15 protein-coding genes and 1 pseudogene are annotated in these 22,769 nt (G+C 67.7%); 9 read left to right on the top strand and 7 right to left on the bottom strand.

All coding sequences use genetic code 11. The features are described from left to right. The first annotated feature begins 109 nt into the window (after positions 1–109). The gene (gene ssb, locus ABDW31_RS14990; protein WP_184719671.1) at positions 110–625 is read left to right on the top strand and encodes a single-stranded DNA-binding protein; all 516 of its coding nucleotides are present in this window, start codon (positions 110–112) and stop codon (positions 623–625) included. A gap of 114 nt (positions 626–739) precedes the next feature. Here the strand turns inward: ssb and ABDW31_RS14995 are convergent, their stop codons facing one another. After that, entirely contained in the window at positions 740–1,276 is a 537-nt protein-coding gene (locus ABDW31_RS14995) for a GNAT family N-acetyltransferase (RefSeq protein WP_184719670.1), read from the bottom strand. 319 nt (positions 1,277–1,595) lie between these two features. Here ABDW31_RS14995 and ppdK point away from each other — a divergent pair, with 319 nt between their 5' ends. Then, positions 1,596–4,283 carry a pyruvate, phosphate dikinase gene (gene ppdK, locus ABDW31_RS15000; RefSeq protein ID WP_184719668.1) on the top strand — a complete coding sequence of 896 codons (2,688 nt, stop codon included), beginning with the start codon at positions 1,596–1,598 and terminating at the stop codon, positions 4,281–4,283. A 75-nt stretch (positions 4,284–4,358) separates the two neighbouring features. Beyond that, positions 4,359–5,021 (top strand): class I SAM-dependent methyltransferase, encoded by a 663-nt coding sequence (locus ABDW31_RS15005; protein ID WP_184719666.1) that lies wholly within the window; start codon positions 4,359–4,361, stop codon positions 5,019–5,021. An 83-nt stretch (positions 5,022–5,104) separates the two neighbouring features. Here ABDW31_RS15005 and wrbA read toward each other — a convergent pair whose 3' ends face one another. Together wrbA and ABDW31_RS15015 are read right to left on the bottom strand one after the other, a co-directional pair. Then, the gene (wrbA, locus tag ABDW31_RS15010; RefSeq protein WP_184719664.1) at positions 5,105–5,704 is read right to left on the bottom strand and encodes an NAD(P)H:quinone oxidoreductase; all 600 of its coding nucleotides are present in this window, start codon (positions 5,702–5,704) and stop codon (positions 5,105–5,107) included. A 79-nt stretch (positions 5,705–5,783) separates the two neighbouring features. Continuing rightward, a complete protein-coding gene (locus ABDW31_RS15015; protein WP_184719662.1) occupies positions 5,784–6,482 on the bottom strand; it encodes a pirin family protein in 699 nt (232 codons plus the stop codon). A gap of 131 nt (positions 6,483–6,613) precedes the next feature. On the opposite strand from ABDW31_RS15015, the gene ABDW31_RS15020 reads away from it, so the two are divergent. Beyond that, positions 6,614–7,516: a LysR family transcriptional regulator gene (locus tag ABDW31_RS15020; protein WP_184719660.1), complete on the top strand. Its 903-nt coding sequence runs from the start codon at positions 6,614–6,616 to the stop codon at positions 7,514–7,516. A 3-nt stretch (positions 7,517–7,519) separates the two neighbouring features. On the opposite strand, the gene ABDW31_RS15025 is transcribed toward ABDW31_RS15020, so the two are convergent. Further along, positions 7,520–9,766 (bottom strand): FG-GAP-like repeat-containing protein, encoded by a 2,247-nt coding sequence (locus tag ABDW31_RS15025; protein ID WP_184719657.1) that lies wholly within the window; start codon positions 9,764–9,766, stop codon positions 7,520–7,522. A gap of 207 nt (positions 9,767–9,973) precedes the next feature. Between ABDW31_RS15025 and ABDW31_RS15030 the strand changes: the two genes are divergently transcribed. Continuing rightward, positions 9,974–11,818, top strand: a complete 1,845-nt coding sequence (locus ABDW31_RS15030) for an alpha/beta hydrolase (RefSeq protein WP_184719655.1) — start codon at positions 9,974–9,976, stop codon at positions 11,816–11,818. 19 nt (positions 11,819–11,837) lie between these two features. Here ABDW31_RS15030 and ABDW31_RS15035 read toward each other — a convergent pair. Beyond that, positions 11,838–13,160 (bottom strand): annotated as a pseudogene (locus ABDW31_RS15035) (Hsp70 family protein); the annotation flags it as partial. 213 nt (positions 13,161–13,373) lie between these two features. Between ABDW31_RS15035 and ABDW31_RS15040 the strand changes: the two are divergent. Together ABDW31_RS15040 and ABDW31_RS15045 are read left to right on the top strand one after the other, a co-directional pair. Further along, entirely contained in the window at positions 13,374–15,209 is a 1,836-nt protein-coding gene (locus tag ABDW31_RS15040; RefSeq protein WP_184719654.1) for a methyl-accepting chemotaxis protein, read from the top strand. Positions 15,210–15,244: 35 nt separating this feature from the next. Next, positions 15,245–16,426 carry an NAD(P)/FAD-dependent oxidoreductase gene (locus ABDW31_RS15045; protein WP_184719652.1) on the top strand — a complete coding sequence of 394 codons (1,182 nt, stop codon included), beginning with the start codon at positions 15,245–15,247 and terminating at the stop codon, positions 16,424–16,426. 39 nt (positions 16,427–16,465) lie between these two features. Here the strand turns inward: ABDW31_RS15045 and ABDW31_RS15050 are convergent, their stop codons facing one another. Further along, complete coding sequence (locus ABDW31_RS15050) at positions 16,466–18,697, bottom strand: DEAD/DEAH box helicase (protein ID WP_184723915.1); 2,232 nt, start codon at positions 18,695–18,697, stop codon at positions 16,466–16,468. A gap of 1,042 nt (positions 18,698–19,739) precedes the next feature. After that, positions 19,740–20,255 carry a GNAT family N-acetyltransferase gene (locus ABDW31_RS15055; RefSeq protein WP_184719650.1) on the bottom strand — a complete coding sequence of 172 codons (516 nt, stop codon included), beginning with the start codon at positions 20,253–20,255 and terminating at the stop codon, positions 19,740–19,742. Positions 20,256–20,406: 151 nt separating this feature from the next. On the opposite strand from ABDW31_RS15055, the gene secG reads away from it, so the two are divergent. Beyond that, on the top strand, positions 20,407–20,877 hold the full coding sequence (secG, locus tag ABDW31_RS15060; protein WP_184719648.1) for a preprotein translocase subunit SecG: 471 nt from the start codon (positions 20,407–20,409) through the stop codon (positions 20,875–20,877). Positions 20,878–20,993: 116 nt separating this feature from the next. Next, positions 20,994–22,646, top strand: coding sequence for a CTP synthase (locus tag ABDW31_RS15065; RefSeq protein ID WP_184719647.1), 1,653 nt, complete (start codon positions 20,994–20,996; stop codon positions 22,644–22,646). Positions 22,647–22,769: the final 123 nt, after the last annotated feature.

Genomic DNA, 22,769 nt, shown 5'->3' on the forward strand with positions numbered 1-22,769 from the left:
CGTCCACAAGAACGTATTGAGAACAAAACTTGCGCCCTTGTTGGGCTTTCGTTAACGTCCCGCTCCAGATTCCGGCGCGAGGGTCGCCGGGCGAGAGCGAGAACAAGTCATGGCGGGCAGCGTCAACAAGGTCATCCTGGTCGGCAACCTCGGGGCCGATCCCGAGATCCGCAGCCTGGGTTCGGGCGACCGCGTCGCCAATCTCCGCATCGCCACCTCGGAAACCTGGCGCGACCGCAACAGCGGCGAGCGTAAGGAAAAGACCGAGTGGCACCGCGTCGTGATCTTCAACGACAATCTGGTGAAGGTCGCCGAGCAGTACCTGCGCAAGGGCTCGACGGTCTACATCGAGGGCGCGATCCAGACCCGCAAGTGGACCGACAACACCGGCGTCGAGAAGTACTCGACCGAAATCGTCCTGCAGAAGTTCCGCGGTGAACTGACCATGCTGGGCGGCCGCGGCGACAGCGCCGGCGCGTCTTCGGGCGGCGGCGACGAGTACGGCGGCGGCTATTCGGGCGGTGGCGGCGGCTCCAACTTCGGTGGTGGCGGCGGTCAGCGCAGCCAGCCCAGCGGTCCGCGCGAGAACTTCTCGGCCGACCTGGACGACGAAATCCCGTTCTAGGCGACAGCCTGACAGAGAAGTGGAAGGCCGCCGGCTGAGCCGATGACGGCCCTTCCACGGGGGCGAGCGGCGGGCGATCCGGAAACGGTCGCCCGCCGCTTTCGTTTTGGGGCGTCAGGCCAGCAAGGCCTCCGGCCGCTCCCACCGATACCGCACCACGTCGACTGCGCGGCCGCCGGGGACCGCCTCGCCATAGCGCGCGACCTCGACGCCGCCCTTGCGCTCGTAGAAGCCCAGGGCCGACGCATTGGGGGCGTAGACTTCCAGATGCAGCGGCGCGCCGGCGTGGTCCTCGACCAGCCAGCGGGCGACGCCGGCCAGCAGGGCCGTGCCCAGGCCGCCGCCCTTGCGCTCGGGCGAGACGTGCAGATTGTCCAGCAGGGCGCCGACCTCCGGCTTCAACCGGAACGAGGCATAGGCCAAGCCCAGGGGCGTCTGGCCGTCCATGGCTGCCAGGATCAGGTCGCGGGCCGGATCGTGGTCTGCGAACCGCGCGCGCCACGCTGCGCGGGAGACGTCGAACAGCTCGCCATCCAGATGCGCGTCGCCATACAGCCCGCGATAAGCGACTTGGCGGCTTCGCGTGTGAAGATCGGCGATCGCGTCAGGATCACCATAGGACGTGTCGAGTCGGACGAGGACTGGCGCCATTCGGCGACTGGACGACATTTCATGACGTGCAGGCAAGCTGTCAGGGGCGGTGCGGTGTCCGAGAAGTCGCCGGATCGCCATGGATTTGTCTGAAATCTCGCCAAACCCATCGGAGGGAAAGCGGTGTCATTGGAAATATTTGCCGAATTCTCTTGTTGATGACGGGAACGCGAAGCGCCAGTGGACGCGTTCTTGGCCGAGGTGCTACTGAGACCGCGGATATTGCACTGCGAGATCACGACGTAGCAGTGCTGTTCCAAGGCGAGACGCCCCGATAGAGGGCGCGGCCTTTTTCACTTATCGCAGGGTGAGAATGAAAATGCCGGTTGAGACGCTGACCAAGGCTCGGTGGGTCTATGCTTTCGGTGGAGGCGGCGCGGACGGCGACGCCTCGATGAAGAACCTTCTCGGAGGGAAGGGGGCCAATCTCGCGGAGATGTCGGCCCTGGGTCTGCCGGTGCCGCCCGGCTTTACGATCACCACCGAGGCCTGCGTTCACTACTACGCCAATGGCCGCCAGTATCCGGCCGAGCTGGCGCAGCAGGTCGCCGCCGGCCTGGCCAAGGTCGAGGAGATCACCGGCAAGACGTTCGGCGATGTCGCCAACCCGCTGTTGGTCTCGGTGCGCTCGGGCGCTCGGGCCTCGATGCCGGGCATGATGGACACCGTGCTGAACCTGGGCCTGAACGACGCCACCGTCGAAGGCCTGGCCAAGCTGTCGGGCGACCGGCGCTTTGCCTATGACAGCTACCGCCGCTTCATCCAGATGTACTCGAACGTCGTGCTCAATCTCGAGCATCACATGTTCGAAGAGATCCTGGACGACCACAAGGATCGGCTGGACGTCCATGTCGACACCGGCCTGACGGCCGACGACTGGGCCGACGTGATCAAGGACTACAAGGCCGCGGTGCAGGAGCAGCTGGGCAAGCCGTTCCCGCAGGACGCCCAGGAGCAGCTGTGGGGCGCCGTGGGCGCCGTGTTCGCCAGCTGGATGAACGACCGCGCCAAGTTCTATCGCCGCATGCACGACATCCCAGAAAGCTGGGGCACGGCCGTGAACATCCAGTCGATGGTGTTCGGCAACATGGGCGACACCTCGGCGACCGGCGTGGCCTTCACCCGCAACCCGTCGAACGGCGACAACCGTCTGTATGGCGAGTTCCTGATCAACGCCCAGGGCGAGGACGTGGTGGCGGGCATCCGCACGCCGCAGTCGCTGACCAAGGCCGCCCGCGAGGAAATGGGCGACGTGGCCCCCTCGATGGAAGAAGCGATGCCGGCGGTGTTCGCCCAGTTCAAGTCGGTGGTGGAGACGCTGGAGCGTCACTATCGCGACATGCAGGACATCGAGTTCACCGTGGAGCAGGGCAAGCTCTACATGCTGCAGACCCGCAACGGTAAGCGCACCGCCAAGGCCGCGCTGAAGATCGCGGTCGACATGGCGGCCGAGGGCGTGATCTCGACGGAAGAGGCTGTGGGCCGCGTCGAGCCGGCCTCGCTGGATCAGCTGCTGCACCCGACCATCGATCCGGCCGCCCATCGCGACGTGATCGCCGTCGGCCTGCCGGCCTCGCCCGGCGCGGCGACCGGCAAGATCGTCTTCGACAGCGACGCCGCCGAAAAGGCCGCCGCCGCCGGCGAGTCGGTGATCCTGGTGCGCGAGGAAACCTCGCCCGAGGACATCCACGGCATGCACGCCGCCCGCGGCATCATCACCGCCCGTGGCGGCATGACCAGCCACGCCGCCGTCGTGGCGCGCGGCATGGGCCGTCCGTGCGTGTCGGGCGCCGGCGACGTGTCGATCTTCGCCAAGGAAGGCCTGTTCCGCGTCCGTGGGCGCGAGTTCAAGGCCGGTGAGATCATCACCATCGACGGCTCGACCGGCGAGATCCTGGCCGGCGCGCCGCGCATGATCGAACCCGAGCTGACCGGCGACTTCGCCACCCTGATGGGCTGGGCCGACCAGGTCCGCCGCCTGAAGGTGCGCGCCAACGCCGAGACCCCGCTGGACGCCAAGACCGCCCGCCAGTTCGGCGCGGAAGGCATCGGCCTGTGCCGCACCGAGCACATGTTCTTCGACGACACCCGGATCGCCGCCGTGCGCGAGATGATCCTGGCCGACGACGAGAAGGGCCGCCGCACCGCCCTGGCCAAGATCGCGCCGTTCCAGAAGGCCGACTTCGTCGAGCTCTTCACGATCATGGAAGGCCTGCCGGTCACGATCCGCCTGCTGGATCCGCCGCTGCACGAGTTCCTGCCGCACACCGAGGAAGACGTCGAGGCTGTGGCGGCCGCCACGGGCCTGGACGCCGCCAAGCTGCTGCGCCGCGCCAAGGAGCTGCACGAGACCAACCCGATGCTGGGCCACCGCGGCTGCCGCCTGGGCGTCTCGTATCCCGAGATCTACGAGATGCAGGTCCGCGCCATCCTCGAGGCCGCCTGCGAGATCGCCAAGTCGGGCAAGGCTGCGCCCGTCCCTGAGATCATGCACCCGCTGGTCGCCAAGGGCGAGGAAATGAAGTACCTGCGCGACCTGACCGACCGCGTCGCCAAGGCGGTGCTGGAAGAGCAGGGCGTGGCGCTGGAATACACTGTCGGCACGATGATCGAACTGCCCCGCGCCGCCCTGCGGGCCGGCGACCTGGCCGAGAACGCCGCCTTCTTCAGCTTCGGCACCAACGACCTGACCCAGACGACGTTCGGCATCAGCCGCGACGACGCCGGCAAGTTCCTGGGCGCCTATATCGACAAGGGCATCTTCGAGAAGGACCCCTTCGTCAGTCTCGACCAGGACGGCGTTGGCGACCTGATCCGCATCGCCGCCGAGCGCGGCCGTGCGGCCCGTCCGGACGTCAAGCTTGGCATCTGTGGCGAACATGGCGGCGATCCGGCCTCGATCACCTTCTGCGAGAAGGTCGGCCTCGACTACGTGTCCTGCTCGCCCTACCGCGTGCCGATCGCAAGGTTGGCGGCGGCGCAGGCGGCGCTGGCCAACAAGGGCTAGAACCCAGAGAGGGGCCTCGGACTGGACAGTCCGGGGCCCTTTCCCTATCCGGGACGTCAGATCTCGGGGGATTTCATGGCCTATCTGCGCTGGCGCCGGTTCACGGAACTGGTTTCGCTCGACCGTCCGTGGCTGGGCGAGCTGTTCATGCGCAAGCGGGGCAAGCCGATCGTCGCCGCGCCGGTTGAGAAGTGGGACGCCGAGTACCAGGACGGAATCTACGACCGCCTGAACCGCTCCGAGCAGCGCCACCATCACCGCCTGCTGGCCGCCATGATCGCCGACCGCTGGCCCAATCCGCGCGTGCTGGAGATCGGGGCGGGCGAGGGGGTGTTCTTTGAAGCCCTGCGCGCCCACCGGCCGGCTCGCTATGTCGGCGTCGACTTCTCCAAGCCCGCCATCGAGCGCGGCGAGACCCGCCTGGCGCCCGAGATCGCCATCGGCGAGGTCAAGATGCTGCTGGGCGACGGCCGCACCTTCGCCACCGACGAGACCTTCGACGTCGTGGTGTTCTCCGAATGCATCGAGCACCTGGGCGAGGTCGAGGAGCTGGTCGCTCACTACGCGCCTAACCTGAAGACCGGCGGCGCGGTCGGCCTGACCATGTGGCTGGCGCTGAAGCCCCTGCGCCTGTGGCATCGCTTGAAGGCGATGGGCCCGGTGCTGGACGAGGCGGTGATCAACACGCCCTGGGGCGGCGGCTGGCTGGTCGCGGTGACCCAGCCCAAACCCAAATAGAAAGCCGCTCCGAAGCTGGGGGAAGCCTCGGAGCGGCTGGATGACCGCTCGCCATGGGGGAGGGACGCGAGCGGTCGGTCCTATCAGCCGTGCAGCTTCACGGCCGTCTCGGCGATCTTGCGGCCTTGATAGCGGGCGCCGACCAGTTCGTTTTCGGACGGCTGGCGCGAGCCGTCGCCGCCGGCGATGGTCGTGGCGCCGTAGGGGCTGCCGCCGGTGATCTCGTCCAGGGTCATCTGGCCGGCATGGCCATAGTCCATGCCCACGATCACCATGCCGAAGTGCAGCAGGTTGGTGATGATCGAGAACAGGGTGGTCTCCTGGCCGCCGTGCTGAGTAGCGGTCGAGGTGAAGGCCCCGCCCACCTTGCCGTGCAGCGCGCCACGGGCCCACAGGCCGCCGGCCTGATCCAGGAACGCCGCCATCTGCGAGCTCATCCGGCCAAAGCGCGTGCCCACGCCAACGATGATGGCGTCGTAGTCGGCCAGGTCCTCGACCTTGGCGATCGGGGCTTCCTGGTCGAGCTTGAAGTGGGCCTTTTGGGCGACTTCCAGCGGCGCGGTTTCCGGCACCCGCTTGATGTCGACGGTCGCGCCGCCTTCGCGGACGCCTTCGGCCACGGCCTTGGCCATGGTCTCGATGTGGCCGTACGACGAGTAATAGAGAACCAGAACCTTGGCCATGAAAGCCTCCGTGCGATGGATGTCGGGTTAGAAGGTCGGCCGCGAGGCTAGAGTTGCCTCGCGACCGTTTCTTGAACGCTTACGCGGCGTCGACCAGAACCAGTTCGGCGTCTTCCAGGGCGGTGACGGTGATCACGTCCTCATCCTTGATGCCAGCGCCGTCGCGGGCGTTCAGCTTGACGCCGTTGACCTCGACCACGCCGACGGCCGGGACCAGATAGCCGCTACGATCCTTGCCCAGAGCGTAGGTCGTGCTCTCGCCGGCCTTCAGCGTCGCGCCCAGAACGCGGGCGTCGGTGCGGATCGGCAGGGCGTCGACATCGTCCTTGAAGCCCGAAGCCAGGGTCACGAACTTGCCCGAGCGGTCGCCCTTGGGGAAGGGCTTGGCGCCCCACGACGGCGCGGCGCCGAAGGTCTTGGGCTCGATCCAGATCTGGAAGATCCGGGTCGTTTCCGGCTCCAGATTATACTCCGAGTGCCGGATGCCCGTGCCCGCGCTCATCACCTGGACGTCGCCGGCCTCGGTGCGGCCCTTGTTGCCCAGGTTGTCCTGGTGGGTGATCGCGCCGTCGCGGACATAGGTGATGATCTCCATGTCGCTGTGCGGATGCGGCGGGAAGCCCGTGTTCGGGGCGATCTCGTCGTCGTTCCACACCCGCAGGGCGCCCCAGTTCATGTTCTTGGGGTCGTAGTAGCTGGCGAACGAGAAGTGGTGCTTGGCGTTCAGCCAGCCGTGGTTGGCGCCGCCAAGCTTGTCGAACGGTCTGCGGTCGATCATGGCTCTAACCTTTCCTTGTCTCTGCGAGAGCGCCGCGTCGGCGCGTCCTGTTGAGGGAGAAGATAGGGGCTGACCGAATTTCTTAAATGGAAACTGTTGAAACCCATCGTTTCCAAAACTACGCTACCGTCATGTCCAAGCTTCCCGATCTCGAAGGCCTCGCCGTGTTCGCCAAGGTGGTGGAGCTGCGCTCGTTCGCCGCCGCCGCCGAGGACCTGGCCATGTCCAAGGCCACCGTCTCCAAGGCCGTTACCCGGCTAGAGGAGCGGCTGGGCGCGCGCCTGTTCAACCGCACCTCGCGCCGCCTGGCCCTGACCGACGCCGGCCAGTCCCTGGTCGAGCGCGCCACCCGCGTGCTGGCCGAGGCCCAGGCCGCCGAGGAGGAGGCCTCGCACCAGTCCTCGGCCCCGCGCGGCGTGGTGCGCCTGGCCGTTCCGATGTCACTGGGCATCACCACCCTCGGGCCCGTGCTGCCGGCCTTCTTCGCGGCCTATCCGGAAGTCTCGGTCGACCTGCACCTGTCGGACGCCACGGTCGACCTCGTCGGCATGGGCTTCGACATGGCCCTGCGGATCGCTGACCTGCCCGACAGCTCGCTGGTCGCTCGCCGCCTGCGCGCGGTGAAACGTCACGTCGTGGCGTCGCCGGCCTACTGGGGCAAGTACGGCCGCCCCACGCATCCCGCCAGCCTCGCCGAGCACCGCGGCGTCACCTACGGCCACCAGGCCTCGCCCGAAACCTGGCGCTTCCGCAACGCCGCCCACGAGGAAGTCTCGATCCGCCCCCACTCGGTGATCCGCGCCAACAACGGCGACGTCCTGGTCCCCTCCCTGATCGCCGGCGTCGGCGTCGCCGTGCTCCCCGACTTCATCGTTGGCGAAGCCCTGGCCGCCGGCATGCTGGAGGAAGTCCTCACCGACTGGACGGCGAGCCCGATCGCCTTGCACCTGGTGATGCCGCCTGGCGGGCCCCGGCCAGCGCGGGTGGAGGCGCTGGCCGGTTATCTGGCGAAGGTTCTTGGCGGGAAGGGGTAGGGGCTAACCCCCGAAGATGAAGTCGGCCTTGTAGTAGCCGTTGGCCGGGTCGAGAATATTCACCGCATACGGCCCCGACCCGTCGGCAAGGTCCGCCAACCAAGCATCGTTGGAGCGGGCCAGGACGCCCAAGTTCTCCGTCGCCGCAGCGGCGAGCAGGAACCCGACCATGGCGGCTTTCGTCCCTATGCCCTCGGCTGGATCGCCGCTGAAGCTGGCGAGGAATTCGATCCGCCCGTCCAGAAGTTGCGCGACCTTGGTGTCGCCGGGCTCCTTGCCGAAGATGACGCCGTAGGCTTTCCGAGTGGCTTCGAAAAGCGTCAATCCGCCATAGGTCGCGGCGAAGCTGTCCTTGGCCTCGCCGTTGCGACCCAGGTTCATTGCGAAGTTGATATAGCGGTTTACCGTGTTGAACTTGGCGTAGACCTCGCTGTTCAGGTTGGCGCTGTTGGGGCCTGTCGGCGAGACCAGGAAATCGAAGCCGATCACGCTGGGGATCTTGCCGGTGAAGAACTGGTAGCTCATGGACGCGACCGAGGTCGTAGCATCGGCAGTGGCGATCAGGCTGTTGATCGCGGCGGCCTGGGCCAGGGACCCTGCCGCGACTTTTGCGGACAGATCGACCGTCATGGCGCCCCCAGCGCCGCTCGCCGCGTTGATCCGGAGCAGGGAGCTGACCGCCAGCCCCAGCGCCTTGTCGCCCAGGCTCACGGTGCTATCGGCGAAGACCAGCCGCTCGACATTGTTGAGGGTGTCTGTGCCGTCGCGGGGATTGGAGCGAAGGTCTGTCACGGTCCAACCGGAGGCGCCGACGCCGATCCGGTAGTCGACCGCAGCGCCGCCAAAACGGGCTTCGTCGTTGCCGGCCCCACCGTCGATGAGGTCGTCGCCCGAGCCGCCCACCAGCATGTCGGCGCCATCGCCGCCATTCAGCGTGTCGCCGCCGCCGCCGCCGAACAGGACGTCGTCGCCGGCCATGCCGCTCAGGGTGTCGCCCAGTACGTCCCCCACCAAGGCGTCGGCCGCGGGACCCCCATTGGCGACGGGGCCCAGATTTTCCGCCAGATGGACGGTGATGTGCTCGGCGCCGTCCCACACGCCGCGCCAGGCTATGACGTCTGTACGGCCATCGCCATTGACGTCTGCGGCCTGAAGCCGGTCGTATTGGCTGATGTTAAGCCAACCGGCCGGCAGTTGGACGAAGCGGCCCGAGCCATCGTTGAGAAACACCGCCTGCTTGTGGTTGTTGGAGGCCAGGAGGTCGGCGTAACCGTCGCCGTTGATGTCGATGACCTGGGTTCGCGCATACCAGTCTTCGGTGGTCTGCACCGGAAGCCGCTTGGCGGTCTCGTTGTTGAACCCACCTTGACCGTCGTTGATCCAGATCTGGGTCGTGCCGGGTTTGAAAAGATCCACTACCGTGGTGAGCACCAGGTCTAGCTTTCCATCACCATTGAGGTCGGCGGCCTTGGCGTCGATCACCGTCTCGCTCGCGCCGTTCTTGGGCATGGCGAATGTCGAGAGCGTCTGGGTGAACACGCCCTTGCCGTCGTTGCGCAGGAGGCGAGCGTTCTGGCTTTGGGTTTCGTTCGGGGTCAGCAGTAGGTCGAGATCGCCATCGCCGTCAGCATCGAACAGCAGGCTGGTGGGGGAGTTATATTGGCCCGCCACAAGATCGGCCGGCAGGCCCGCGCGGCTCAGTGTGAAATTGGCCGCGCCGTCGTTGAAGAGGACATAGGACGCTTCTTCCGTCCCGCCATTATAGTTGCCGACATAGATGTCGATGTCGCCATCGCCGTCGATGTCGCCGCTGGTCGCCGAGTGGCTGAAGTCGGTGAGGGCGGGCAGGCGTGAGGTCGCGTTGATCGTTCCGGTCGCGCCTGCCGACAGGAAGAGGGCGTTGCGAGCGCCGGGGAACGGGGCGGCGTCATAGCCGTGGTCGGCGAAGAAGGCGTCGGCGCGACCGTCCCTGTTGAAGTCGGCAACGATGATCTGCCGGCCATGCACCGTCGCGGGCGGCTGGTCGGCGAAGAGCGCGCCGGTCGCGTCCGTGAAACCTCCGGCGCCATCGCCCGACAGGACGCGAATAGGCGTCGCCCGGTCCTCCAACGGGTAGAGAAAATACGCCAAGGCTATGTCCAGCTTGCCGTCGCCGGTGAAGTCGGCGATCGCGATCTCATGCGCCGAGGCGCCGGCGAGACCGTTGCGCAACGCAAAGCTCAGCTCCCGGGTCTGGAACTTGGTGGCCACGAAGTATCTCCCTGATCGCACACGGCCGAACGGGCCGCAGGGTCAATCAGGTATTCCGATGCGCGCCCCAGCACATCGCCGATTGTAGGGTGTGTTCAGGCGCTGGACGGAGCACTAGCGGGGCGCCAAGCTCTTTTGGGAGCGACCGGGGCGCGAGATTGAATTCCAAGGACAGATTAGTCGGCAAGACGACCCGATCGGCGGCGCATGACAGACGCTGACGCGGCCGATGGCCTGACTTTCCCGCCTTTCCTGCGGGCAGTGATGGACGATGCCGAATCTGTCCTGGCCATGGCGCGCGCTCGCCCCGAATGTTTGTCGGGCCTGATCGAGACCGACGCCTCGCAAGCGCAGTTCCTGCCGCTGTTCACGCCTCAGAGTATCGCCGCGGCCGTGCTGGATGGTCAGGGCGGGGTGAAAGCGGCGTCGCGCCTGTTTGCCGAGGAGCACGGCGAGCGCTACATCGATCCCAGCCTGGCTGACCGCGCCTTCAGGTTCGGCAAGCCCGTCGCCGCGCCCGTCGCCGTGGAGCGGGCGGACGGGGCGGAATCCGTCATCTTCGTTTACGCACCGGCGACGCTGGCGTTTCCGCTTTGGAACTTGCCACTGGGGCTGGCGGACGAGGCCCCTGACGGCAAGGTCGTGGTGGTGACCACTCTGGCGGCGAGGGCAGGGCCTCTTGGGGAGGCTTGCTCAGCATTCGGCCTCACCGTGGCGCAGACCCGGGTCGTGATGGCGGTCGTCCGTTTCGGCTCGATCAAGGCGGCGGCGGAACGGCTGAAGATTTCGCATGTGACTGCGCGCGAGAGCCTTTCGGAGGTCTATCGTCGGACAGGCGCGCGCCGGCTGCCGGAATTGGTGGGCCTGCTATCGGGCTTGGCTTTCGGACTGATGCCATCCCAATCCGACCAGGCTCCGTTATTGACCGACGTGTGGGGCCTCACCCCGAAGCAAGCCTCGATTGCGGTCCTGATCGCCAACGGCGCGACGAGAGAGGAGGCGGCCCGCGCCCTGGGTCTGTCGGTCGCCGTGGTGCGCAAGGAGTTGGAGCATGTGTTCGCCGCCCTGAGGGTCTGCTCAGCCAGCGAATTGGCCCGCACGGTCTCGGTGATGAGCGCCTTGGGGGCGCTGTTGGGCGCCACGCGGGGACGGCTAGGTTTCTTCGACACCCGAGCGGAGCCGCTGCGGCTTCTGCCGCGGGGCGACGGCACGCGGCTAGCCTGGAGCGACTACGGCCCGTTTGCCGGCGAACCCGTGCTGGTCGTCCATTCCAGTACGACCTCACGCACGGCCCCTTCGGGACTGCTGGTGGCGCTGCAAGCCGCTGGCCGGCGGGTTCTGTCCGTTGATCGCCCGGGCTTCGGCATGAGCGACCCGATCCCCGGTCTGCGCGCGGGCGAGCACGATCCGTTCGCGGCGGCGGCGGACGACGTGCTGTTGCTGCTGGACGCGCTGCGGCTGCCGACCATCGATATCGTCGCGCGGGGCGGGGCTCAGGCGGTAATGGCCTTGGCGCGGCGCGCGCCTGATCGGGTGGGGCGGGTCGTGCTGGTCAACCCTGATCCGCCACCCGGGGGCGATGATCGGCGGTTGGGTCCGCTCGGCGCGTTCAAGGAAGCTTACCAGGGGCGCCCGGAGCTCATCGGAACCTTTGCCCGCTTGCTGGCTGGCAGCCTGACCCGCGAGCGCTTGCAGCGCATGTTGCGCCAGTCGATGCGCGGGAGTCCTGCTGACGAGGCCGCTGTCGCAGATCCCGGCATTGTGGACGACTACTGGCGATCGGTGCGGATGTTCGCGACCGGCCGGATCGAAGGCTATGTCAACGAACAGGTCGCCATGGCGCGGGCCAGCCCCTGCGAACCCGTGAAGGGCGCTCGGGGTTGGACGGTGCTGATCGGGGCTCACGATACCCTGCATGATCCGCTTCGAACCGAGCGTTACTGGCGCACCATGCTTCCTGACAGTCGCTTCCAGCGGATCGAAGACGCTGGCCGTTTTCTAGCGATGACCCATCCGGAACGGGTTGTGGCGTCGCTGACGGAGCGGATGTAAGCGCGTCTATGCGGGGCTGCCCCGCCCGCATCGTCCAGAGCTCCAGGTCCTTCTCGCGCCCAATCAGCGCCAGGCCCGAGGCGATCGACTCGAACTCGCCGCCGCTCTCGATCTTCTCGGCCCCGAAGCGGCGCAGGAAGATCTCCCGCACGGCGGGGACGAAGGAGCTGCCGCCGGTGAGGAAGACGCGGTCGACGCCGGTTTCGGTGAGGCCGGCGCTGTCCAGAGCCTGGGCGACGGCGGTTTCGATGGCGGTCAGTTCGGGCTGGATCCAGGCCTCGAACTCGGCGCGCTGGACGGGCTTTTCGATGTGGACCGAGCCGGCCTCGAAGCGGAACGTGGCTTCCGTCTGGCTGGAGAGTGCTTCCTTCAGCGCCGAGACCGAGCGGTAGAGGGCGTAGCCGTGATTGCCGTCCAGCACCTCGATCAGGGCGGCGATCTTGTCGGGCTCGACGGCGGTGCGCTCCAGGGCGCGGATGTCGCGCATGTCCTTGGAGGCGCGGAGCAGGGCCAGCTGGTCCCAGCGGGCGAAGGCGGCGTAGTAGCGCTGCGGGATCGGCAGGCTGTTGGAGAACGAGCGGTACTCCGAGCCCTTGCCCAGCTCGGGCGAGACCAGCTGGTCGATGATCCGATAGTCGAAGGCGTCGCCGGCGACGCCGACGCCCGAACGCGACAGCGGGGTGGAGCGCAGCGTGCCGTCGGCCTCGCGCTCGAAGCGGACCAGCGAGAAGTCGGAGGTGCCGCCGCCGAAGTCGGCGACCAGCACGGTGGCGTCCTGCTTCAGCTGGCGGGCGAAGAAGAAGGCCGCGCCGACGGGCTCGTAGGCGTAGCGGATGTCGGAGAAGCCCAGGCGCTTGAAGGCCTCTTCGTAGCGGGCCAGGGCCAGGTCTTCCTTGGGCGAGGACCCGGCGAAGGTCACCGGGCGGCCGACGATGATGCGCGGGGGCAGGGCGTCCAGCTGACCGGCGGCATGGTCCTTCAGGCGCAGTAGGAAGGCGGCCAGCAGGTCCTCGAACAGGTAGCGCTTGTTGAGGATGCGGGTTTCGGTGAAGGCCTGCGAGGCGGCGAAGGTCTTGAACGACTGGATGAACCGCGTCTCCAGCGGGTCTTCCAGATAGGATTCGATGGCCCAGGGACCGGCCTCGACCACGCGTTCGTTGGCCTGGCCGCCCTGGCCCTGCACGCTGTGGAAGCTGAGCGCCGACCGGAAGGCGAACAGGTCGCGATTGTCCAGCTGGAAGCGGACCAGCTTGGCGGCGTCGTCGCCGAAGGTCAGCGAGACGACGGTGTTGGTGGTGCCGAAGTCGACGCCGATGGTGGACGGCGTGAGGGTGGCCGTCATTGCGGGCTCGATCGTTCTGGGGAAGGGGCGAGCGTCGTACCGTCTCCCCGATGAAGGTCAAGAGGCGAAGGTCAAGTGACGAGCGCCTTAAGACGGCATTTACGGGCATGGCGGGACCCTCCGCTCCAACGGTCGGCGAACACGATTCGACCTGACACCGGTGTCGGCCTCGCGGTCGGCGGACGGGTCGAAGAGTACAGGGGGAGTACGGCGATGAAGCTCGACGATCTGAAGATCTCGTCCAAGGTGCTGCTGCCGGCCGCGGTGCTGGCCATCGCCACCGTGGCCTGCGCAGGTCTGGGCGTCTGGCAACAGAAGCGCGCCGATGCGGCGACCCAGGTGCTGGTGGCCCAGCGCTCGCCCGCCGAGATCCAGTCGGCCCGTTTCCTGCGCCGGATCAGCATGATGGGCTACGCCGCCCATCGGGTGGTGACCTATGACGGCGCCGCCGAGCAGGCCAGCGCCGCGTCCCTGGAGCTGGACAAGGTCTATGCCGAGGGCGCCGAGAGCCTGGACAAGATCACCGCCGTCGATCCCTCGACCGCCGACTACACCGCCGGCATCAAGACCAAGCTGGACGCGGCCTATGCCGACGCCCGCGCGGCCGCGGATCTGGGGCTGAAGAACGACGACGCCGGGGCGGCGGGCATGCTGGCGCGGCTGGACCCGGCCATCGACGCCCTGGCCAAGGAGGGCAAGGCCTGGGGCGACGTCTACAACAAGGACACCGCGGCCATGGTCGAGAGCGCCAGCCGGTCGGCCAAGGCCGGCTCGTGGCTGACCCTGCTGTTCGGCCTGGGCGCGGCGGCCTGCGGCATGGGCTTTGCGCTCTATATCGGGTCGTTCAAGATTTCGCGGCCGGTGCGATCGCTCTCGCGGACCATGACCGGCCTGGCCGACGGCCAGCTGGACGTGACCGTGGTCGGGGCCGGGCGCCAGGACGAGGTCGGGCTGATGGCCCGCGCCGTCCAGGTGTTCAAGGACAACGCCGTGGCCCTGCGCACCGCCCAGGCCGAGCAGGCCCGGGTCAGCGCCGCCTCGGACAGCGAGCGGGCTCGCAGCGAAGCCGTGAGCTCGGCCGCCGCGCGCGAACAGGCCTTCGTCATGGAGCGGCTGGCCAATGCGCTGTCGCGCCTGTCGAACGGCGACCTGACCGTGCGGGTCACCGACGCCTTCCCGGCCGGCTACGAGGCCGTGCGCGACGACTTCAACGCCGCCATCGCCCAACTGGACGAGGCAATGGGCGGCATCGTCGCCGTGGTCGGGGCCGTGGGCTCCAGCGCCGACGAGATCGCCGCCGCAGCCGACAACACCGCCCGCCGCAGCGAGCAGCAGGCCGCTAGCCTGGAAGAGACGGCCGCCGCGCTGGACGAGATCACCGCCACCGTCCGTCGCGCCTCGCAAGGGGCCGGCGAGGCCAGCCGCGTCGTCACCTCGACCCGCACCGACGCCGAGCGCTCGGGCGAGGTGGTGCGCGGCGCAGTGCAGGCCATGACCGGCATCGAGCAGTCCTCGGCCAAGATCGGCACGATCGTGGGCGTGATCGACGAGATCGCCTTCCAGACCAACCTTCTGGCCCTCAACGCCGGCGTCGAGGCCGCCCGGGCTGGCGACAGCGGCAAGGGCTTCGCGGTCGTGGCCCAGGAGGTGCGGGCCCTGGCCCAGCGCTCGGCCGACGCGGCCCGCGAGATCAAGGGCCTGATCGCCGCCTCGACCCAGCAAGTTGACGAGGGCGTGCGCTTGGTCGGCCAGACGGGCGAGGCCCTGGACGGCATCGTGCTCAAAGTCGGCGAGATCGACGCCTTGGTCTCGGAACTGGCCAGCTCGGCCAGCGAGCAGGCGCGCGGCCTCAACGAGGTCAACACCGCCGTCAACCAGATGGACCAGGGCGTGCAGCAGAACGCGGCCATGGTCGAGCAGTCCACCGCCGTCAGCCACGCCCTGAAGGGCGAGATCGCCGGCCTGACGCGGATGATCGGCCGCTTTGAGGTCAGCCAGAAGGCGCGGCCGCAGATCGCCTCGCGTCCGGGTCATCGCCGCGCGGGCTGATTGACTTCCCACGCCCGCTCCGGTCGAAGGCGCGTATGGAAACTTTCGATGTTCTGGTGATCGGCGCCGGCGCGGCCGGCATGATGTGCGCCATCGAGGCGGGCAAGCGCGGCCGCTCGGTGCTGGTGGTCGATCACGCCAAGGCGCCGGGCGAGAAGATCCGGATCAGCGGCGGCGGGCGGTGCAACTTCACCAACACCGGCGCCTCGATCCATAACTTCCTGTCGGCCAATCCGAAGTTCGCCCTGTCGGCCCTGCGCCGCTACCGGCCGCGGGACTTCATCGCCTTGGTCGAGCGCTACGGCATCGCCTATCACGAGAAGACCCTGGGGCAGCTCTTCTGCGACGGCTCGGCCAAGCAGATCATCGACATGCTGCTGACCGAGATGAAGGCCGCCGGCGTCAAGCTGCGGCTGGAGACGGGCGTCGAGAGCGTCGCCAAGGCCGAGGACGGCTTCACCGTCACCCTGGCTTCCGGCGCGGTGCGCTGCGCCTCGCTGGTCGTGGCCAGCGGCGGCAAGTCGATCCCGAAGATGGGCGCCACGGGCCTGGGCTACGACATCGCCCAGCAGTTCGGGCTGAACATCGTCGAGACCCGTCCTGCCCTGGTGCCGCTGACCTTCGAGGCCGGCATGCTGGCGCGGCTGGTCCCGCTGTCGGGCGTGGCCCTGGACGCCGTGGTGGCGCGCGGCAAGACCAGGTTCCAGGAAGGCATGCTGTTCACCCACCGGGGCCTGTCGGGGCCCTCGATCCTGCAGATCTCGTCCTATTGGCGCGAGGGCGACGAGATCCGGGTCGATATGGCGCCCGGCGTCGACTTCCTGGCGGCGCTGAAGGCGGCCCGCACCGCGAGCCCGCGCCAGGCGGTGGCCACGGTGCTCTCGACCCTGCTGCCCAAGCGCGTGGCCCAGCTGATTGCCGACGAGCACGCGGCCGGGAAGGGCAATATCGCCGACTGTTCGGACAAGGTGCTGAACGCCCTGGCCGGGGCGGTCAACGCCTGGACCTTCAAGCCCGTCGGCTCGGAAGGCTATCGCACGGCGGAAGTGACCTTGGGCGGGGTCGATACCGACGCCCTGGACTCGCGCACCCTGGAGGCCAAGGCCGTGCCGGGTCTCTTCTTCATCGGCGAGGTGGTCGACGTCACCGGCTGGCTGGGGGGCTATAACTTCCAGTGGGCCTGGGCGTCGGGCTGGTCCGCGGGCCAGTCGGCCTAAGAAAAAAGCCTCTCCCGCGAGGGAGAGGCTCTTCGTCATCTACTTCTTCTTGAACGGCTTACCGGCCGGCTTGCCGCCGGGTTTGGCGTCGAAGCTCTTTTTGAAGGGCTTGGGGCCCTTGAACGGCTTGGCCGGGCCGTCGCCGTCGCGCTTGCCGGCATACGGCTTGGCGTAGGGCTTGGGGCCGGCGGCGTTGTCGCTGAAGGCCTTCTTGAACGGCTTCTTGGCGAAGTCGCCGTCCGCACGCGGCGCGCGGGGCTTGAACTCGCGCGGCGCCGGAGCGCCGTCAGCGGCCTCGTGGCGCGGCTTGAAGGCGCGCTTGGGACGCTCGTCCTGCTCCTGCGGCGTGTACGGACGCGGGGCGTCATTGTCGCGCGGAGCGCGGCGGGGCTTGTAGTCGCCCTTGGGCTCTTCGCCGCGGGCGTAGGGCTTGGCGTTGCTGAAGCCATCGTCGCCGAAGCTGGACGGACGCGGGGTGTGGTCGCGCGAGCCCGGGGCGTTGGCGCGCGGGGCGCGGTCTTCACGCGGGGCGCGCTGCTTGTACTCGCGCGGACCGTCGTTGTCGCCGCGCGGCCCATTTTCACGGGGCGGGCGCGGGGTGAACTCGCGACGCGGACCGGCTTCGCGAGCGGCCGGGGCCGTCGTCGGAGTGATCGAGACGTCTTCGCGCACGGTCGTCTGGACCGCAGCGCCGAACTTCACGGACGCCTCGGCCGAGATCTCGAACTTGGTGTCGTAGTCGAAGATCCGGATCGACCCGATGTCCTTCTTGGTGATGTGGCCCAGGCGGCAGATCATCGGGATCAGCCACTTCGGGTCGGCGTTGCCGCGACGGCCCACGCTGATGCGGAACCACTCCGAGCCTTCCATGCTGACGCGCGGCTCGCGCTCGGGGCGTTCCCCGAACTCGCGCGGTTCGCGCGGTTCGCGCGAACGCGGACCCGGATCGGCGCCGTGGCGCGGATCGTCATAGATGTCTTCCGGCGACGGCAGCTTGGCGCGGCGGGTGCGGATCAGGGCTGCGGCGATTTCCACCGGCGTGCGCTTGGCCAGCATGGCCTCGGCCAGGGCGACGTCTTCCTCGGTCGAGGCTTCGCTGAAGATCGGATCCTCGAGCAGGCGCTCCTGGTCCTTCTCGCGGATCGAGTCGGCGCTGGGGGCGCCGCCCCAGTCGGCTTCGACGCCGGCGGCGAACAGCAGCTGCTCGGCCTTGCGACGACGGGTGTAGGGGACGACCAGGGCGCTGACGCCCTTCTTGCCCGCGCGGCCGGTGCGGCCCGAACGGTGCAACAGGGTAGCCTTGTTGATCGGCAGCTCGGCGTGGATGACCAGGCCGAGGTCCGGCAGGTCAAGGCCGCGGGCGGCGACGTCGGTGGCGACGCAGACGCGGGCGTGGCCGTCGCGCAGGGCTTGGAGAGCGTCGGCGCGTTCGCGCTGGGAGAGCTCGCCCGACAGGCCGACGACGGCGAAGCCGCGCTCGCGCAGCTTGGCGTGCAGCGACCGGACGCTTTCACGGGTGTTGGCGAACACCAGGGCGCCCGGGGCTTCGAAGAAGCGCAGCAGGTTGACGACGGCGTGCTCGACCTCGTTGGGGGCCACGCGGACGGCGCGATATTCGATGTCGCGGTGCGGCTCGTTGCGGCCGATCGTGTCGATGCGGACGGCGTCGTTCTGGTAGCGCTTGGCCAGCTCGACGATGTCGCGGGCCAGGGTGGCCGAAAACAGCAGGGTGCGGCGCTCGGGCTCGGCGGCGTCGAGGATGAACTCCAGGTCCTCGCGGAAGCCCATGTCCAGCATCTCGTCGGCCTCGTCGAGGACGGCGACCTTAAGCTTGGACAGGTCCAGGTGGCCGCGCTCGATGTGGTCGCGCAGGCGGCCCGGCGTGCCGACGACGATGTGGGCGCCGTAGTTCAGCGCGCGCTGCTCGCGACGAGCGTCCATGCCGCCGACGCAGTTGACCACCACGGCCTTGGCCTCGGCATAGAGCCAGGTCAGTTCGCGATTAACCTGCATGGCCAGTTCGCGGGTCGGGGCGATGACCAGGCACAGCGGCTCGGCGGCGCGGTCGAAGACTTCGTTTTCGCCCAGCAGGGTCGGGGCGGCGGCGAGACCGAAAGCGACGGTCTTGCCCGAGCCGGTCTGGGCGCTGACCAGCAGGTCGCGCTCAGCGGCGTCGGCGGCCAGCACGGCGGCTTGGACGGGGGTGGGCTCGGCATAACCCTGAGCGGCGAGAGCCCGCTCGAGAGCGGGGTGGGAGGCGGGGAAGGGCATCTTGGTCCAGTTCATCTGCGGCCACGCACACAAAAACGCGTGGCTCGCGCCAATGACCAAATCGGGCCCCTGAAGCCTTGAACGCTTCCCTCGGACCGCTTCTTGGTCGAATTCCAACGAAAATAGCCCCCTCCGCGCGGAAGGGGGCTCGATGAGCAGCCTTATGGCGCTGTGTCGGGGGCAAAGGCAAGCGTGGCGGCCAATTTGTCGCAGGTTGGGCGGCGGCTGTGTCTTCGGGGTGACGGGGGATCGCTCGCGCGGGCACGAGCGCTGAACCCCTCTCTCATAGAGAGAGGGAGGGGCCCGCGCCGTTAGGCGTGGGAGGGTGAGAGGTTAGGCGAAGCCGGTCAGTGGTTTCGCACATCTCTCTGGTTTTTCGGGACTATTCGGTGAGCGGTGTAACCTCTCACCCTCCCATGCTGCGCATGGGCCCCTCCCTCTCTCAAAGAGAGAGGGGACGAGCGCTTCACGAGCGTTCCCGCTCTTCCATCCACCCCTCCGAAACCTGCCGTAATCTCTACCCACCTCGTCGCAGGGAAAGGGCGCATGGCCAGCGACCGATTGCGGCGCGGGGTGTGATCGAGCGGGGACAGGTTCGAGGGGGATACTCGAACGGTCCGGGGACCTGCATCGCTGCCAGGCCCGCCCGCCGTCGGCGTGGTTGAAGACCAAGGGGTGTGTCTTAGCCTGAATTGGCTCGCCTTCTTCGACCTCTGGAGCTTGCCGGAAGCGGCGAGGTCCAGGTCCCGGTAAGGCCTGAACAGGGCCACCTGACGGGACGCTGGCGGATAACGGTCACGCGGAGCGTCTGGCTTCGTCGAAACGGTACTTACAAACCTACACACCGGACGTCGTCCGGCGCTCCGCGTCCCTTTCCACTGACCCTTCAGCGAGGAATCGCGTGAGGCGGCGGACTCATGACCAGCCCCCACCTGACCTGCTGCGCAGGTCTGTCCGCCCCCATCCGGAGGCGGAGAAATCTATCCTCCCCCTTTTGGGGGAGGGGGACCGCCGAACGGCGGTGGAGGGGGCTTGGTCCGATCTACAACACCAACCCATAAAGCCGCCGGTCACGCCGTTCGCCGTCCCGATGCACAGCGCCCTTCAGGTATCCCTCGGCCTTGAAGCCCAGCTTCTCCAGCAGGCGTTCGGCGCGGTTGTCGCCGACGTGGATGCTGGCGACCAGGCTCTTGAGGCCGCCGGCGGCGGCGTGGGCGAGGAGGGCGCTGACGGCCTCGCCGCCGAAGCCGTGGCCCCAGCCGTCGCGGGCGATCACGAAGCGAATCTCGGCCCGGTCATGACGCTTGTCGATGTCGATGAACTCGCAATAGCCCAGGAACGCGCCGCTGGTCGTATGGCGGACGGCCCAGTACTCGGCCGCGCCGGCGGTCATCTCGTCGACCTGGGCGGCGACGCGACTGGTCACCTCGTCCGGATCCTCGATCGGCTCCTGATCCAGGTTCGACATCACCTCGGCGTCGCTGAAGAACGGATAGATCAGCGGCGCGTCTTCGGGCTTCAAAGGGCTGAGCGACAGGCGTTCGGTTTCGAGGATCATGCGGTCCGGAAGCTGGGCTTGAGGGCTGCGTCAGGTCTTGCGTTCGGGGGTATGCTTCCCAGCTATGGCGCGGAGCCGCCTCAAGTGGTAGAGGGGCCGCTTCGTTTTTCGCGCGGCTTTTTGACCGCGCCCGGATCGAGAACACATTCGCATGCTTATCGGCGTCCTGCTGGCCATCAACATCGTCGTCTGCCTCGGTCTGATCGGGGTGGTCCTGCTGCAGCGCTCGGAAGGCGGCGCGCTGGGCATGGGTGGCGGCAACTCGGGCAGCTTCATGACCGCCCGCGGCGCCGGCGACCTGCTGACGCGCATCACCTGGATCCTGTTCTCGATCTTCCTGGTGATCAGCCTGATCCTCACCATCCTGACTGGCCGCAGCAACAGCGGCGGCTCGATCGTCGATCGTCTGGACATGCAGAACCTGGATTCCAAGACGCTGAACGCCCCGGCGGCTCCCGCCCCGACCGCGCCGTCGACCCAGGCTCCGGCCGACGCCCAGCCGGGCGCCATTCAGGCCCCGACGCCGCAGTTCAACCTGCCGTCGGCTCCGGCGGCTTCGGCCCCCGCAGCGCCAGCTCCGACGGCTCCGGCGCCCGCGCCGGCCGAGCAGCCCAAGCCCTAACGTCTTCTCGCGAAGGCTTTCCACCGACCCCCGAGGGCAACCTCGGGGGTTTAATCTTGTTGATGAACGCAGGTCTTTCTCCCGGCGTCGTCGAATCACGGGTAATCTGATCGCCCATGACGCGGTACATTTTCATCACCGGCGGCGTGGTTTCCTCGCTCGGCAAAGGTCTGGCCTCGGCGGCGCTCGGCGCGCTGCTGCAAGCACGCGGCTATTCGGTCCGCCTGCGTAAGCTCGACCCCTATCTCAACGTCGATCCGGGCACGATGAGCCCGTATCAGCACGGCGAGGTCTTCGTGACCGACGACGGGGCCGAGACCGACCTGGACCTGGGCCACTACGAGCGCTTCACCGGCGTGTCGGCCAAGAAGGCCGACAACATCACCACCGGCCAGATCTACAAGACGATCATCGAGAAGGAGCGCCGCGGCGACTATCTGGGCGCGACCGTCCAGGTGATTCCGCACGTCACCAACGAGATCAAGGACTTCGTCCTGTCGCCGGCCATGGACGAGACGGGCGCCAAGCCGGTCGACTTTGTGCTGGTCGAGATTGGCGGCACGGTCGGCGACATCGAGGGCCTGCCGTTCTTCGAGGCCATCCGCCAGCTGCGCCAGGACCTGCCGCGCGGCCAGAGCTGCTACGTGCACCTGACCTTGCTGCCGTTCATCAAGACGGCCGGCGAGATGAAGACCAAGCCGACCCAGCACTCGGTCAAGGAACTGCGCTCGATCGGTATCCAGCCGGACATCCTGCTGTGCCGTTGCGAGCAGGAGATCCCGGCCGAGGAAAAGCGCAAGATCGCCCAGTTCTGCAATGTCCGCCCCAGTGCGGTCATCCAGGCCTTGGACAGCTCGTCCATCTACGCCGTGCCGATCGACTATCACCAGGAAGGCCTCGACGCCGAGGTGCTGGACGTCTTCGGCCTGCACGACGCCCCGGCCCCGGACCTGTCGCGCTGGAAGCAGATCGACCAGACCGTCCAGCATCCCGACGGCGAGGTCACCATCGCCGTCGTCGGCAAGTACACGGTCCTGAAGGACGCCTATAAGTCGCTGATCGAGGCCCTGCACCACGGCGGCCTGGCCAACAAGGTCAAGGTCAACTTGGACTGGGTCGAGAGTGAGACCTTCGAGGGCGACGAAGGCGCGGCCGCGGCCCGCCTGGAGAACGCCCACGCCATCATGGTGCCCGGCGGCTTCGGCGAACGTGGCGCGGAAGGCAAGATCCGCGCGGCCCAGTTCGCTCGCGAACGCAAGGTGCCGTACTTCGGCATCTGCTTCGGCATGCAGATGGCCGTCATCGAGACCCTGCGCAACGTCGCCGGCATCAAGGACGCCTCGTCCAGCGAGTTCGGCCCGACCGAGCGTCCGGTGGTCGGCATCATGACCGAGTGGATCAAGGGCAACGAGACGGTCCAACGGCGCGCCAATGACGACCTGGGCGGCACCATGCGCCTAGGGGCCTATGACGCGGTCCTGACGTCCGGTTCGAAGGTCGCCGAGATCTATGGTTCGACCGAGATCAGCGAACGTCACCGTCACCGCTACGAGGTCAATATCGGCTACGCGCATCTGATGGAGGACGCCGGTCTGAAACTGACCGGTCGTTCGCCCAACGGCGTGCTGCCTGAGATCGTCGAACGTGACGACCATCCGTGGTTCATCGGCGTTCAGTACCACCCGGAACTGAAGAGCCGTCCGTTCGCCCCGCACCCCCTGTTCGCCAGCTTTATCGCGGCGGCCAAGGAGCACGGGCGCTTGGTCTAAAGCCTATTTCCCCAGGCGCTTGCATCTGGGGAGAGATTCGGGCATAAGCCCCCGCTCACGCGGCGGCCTGGGTCGAACCCTAGTCGCCGCCCCCCATTTTCAAGCTCAGCGAGCAGAGTCACT

The organism is Caulobacter sp., from assembly GCF_039596335.1.
Lineage (GTDB): Bacteria > Pseudomonadota > Alphaproteobacteria > Caulobacterales > Caulobacteraceae > Caulobacter.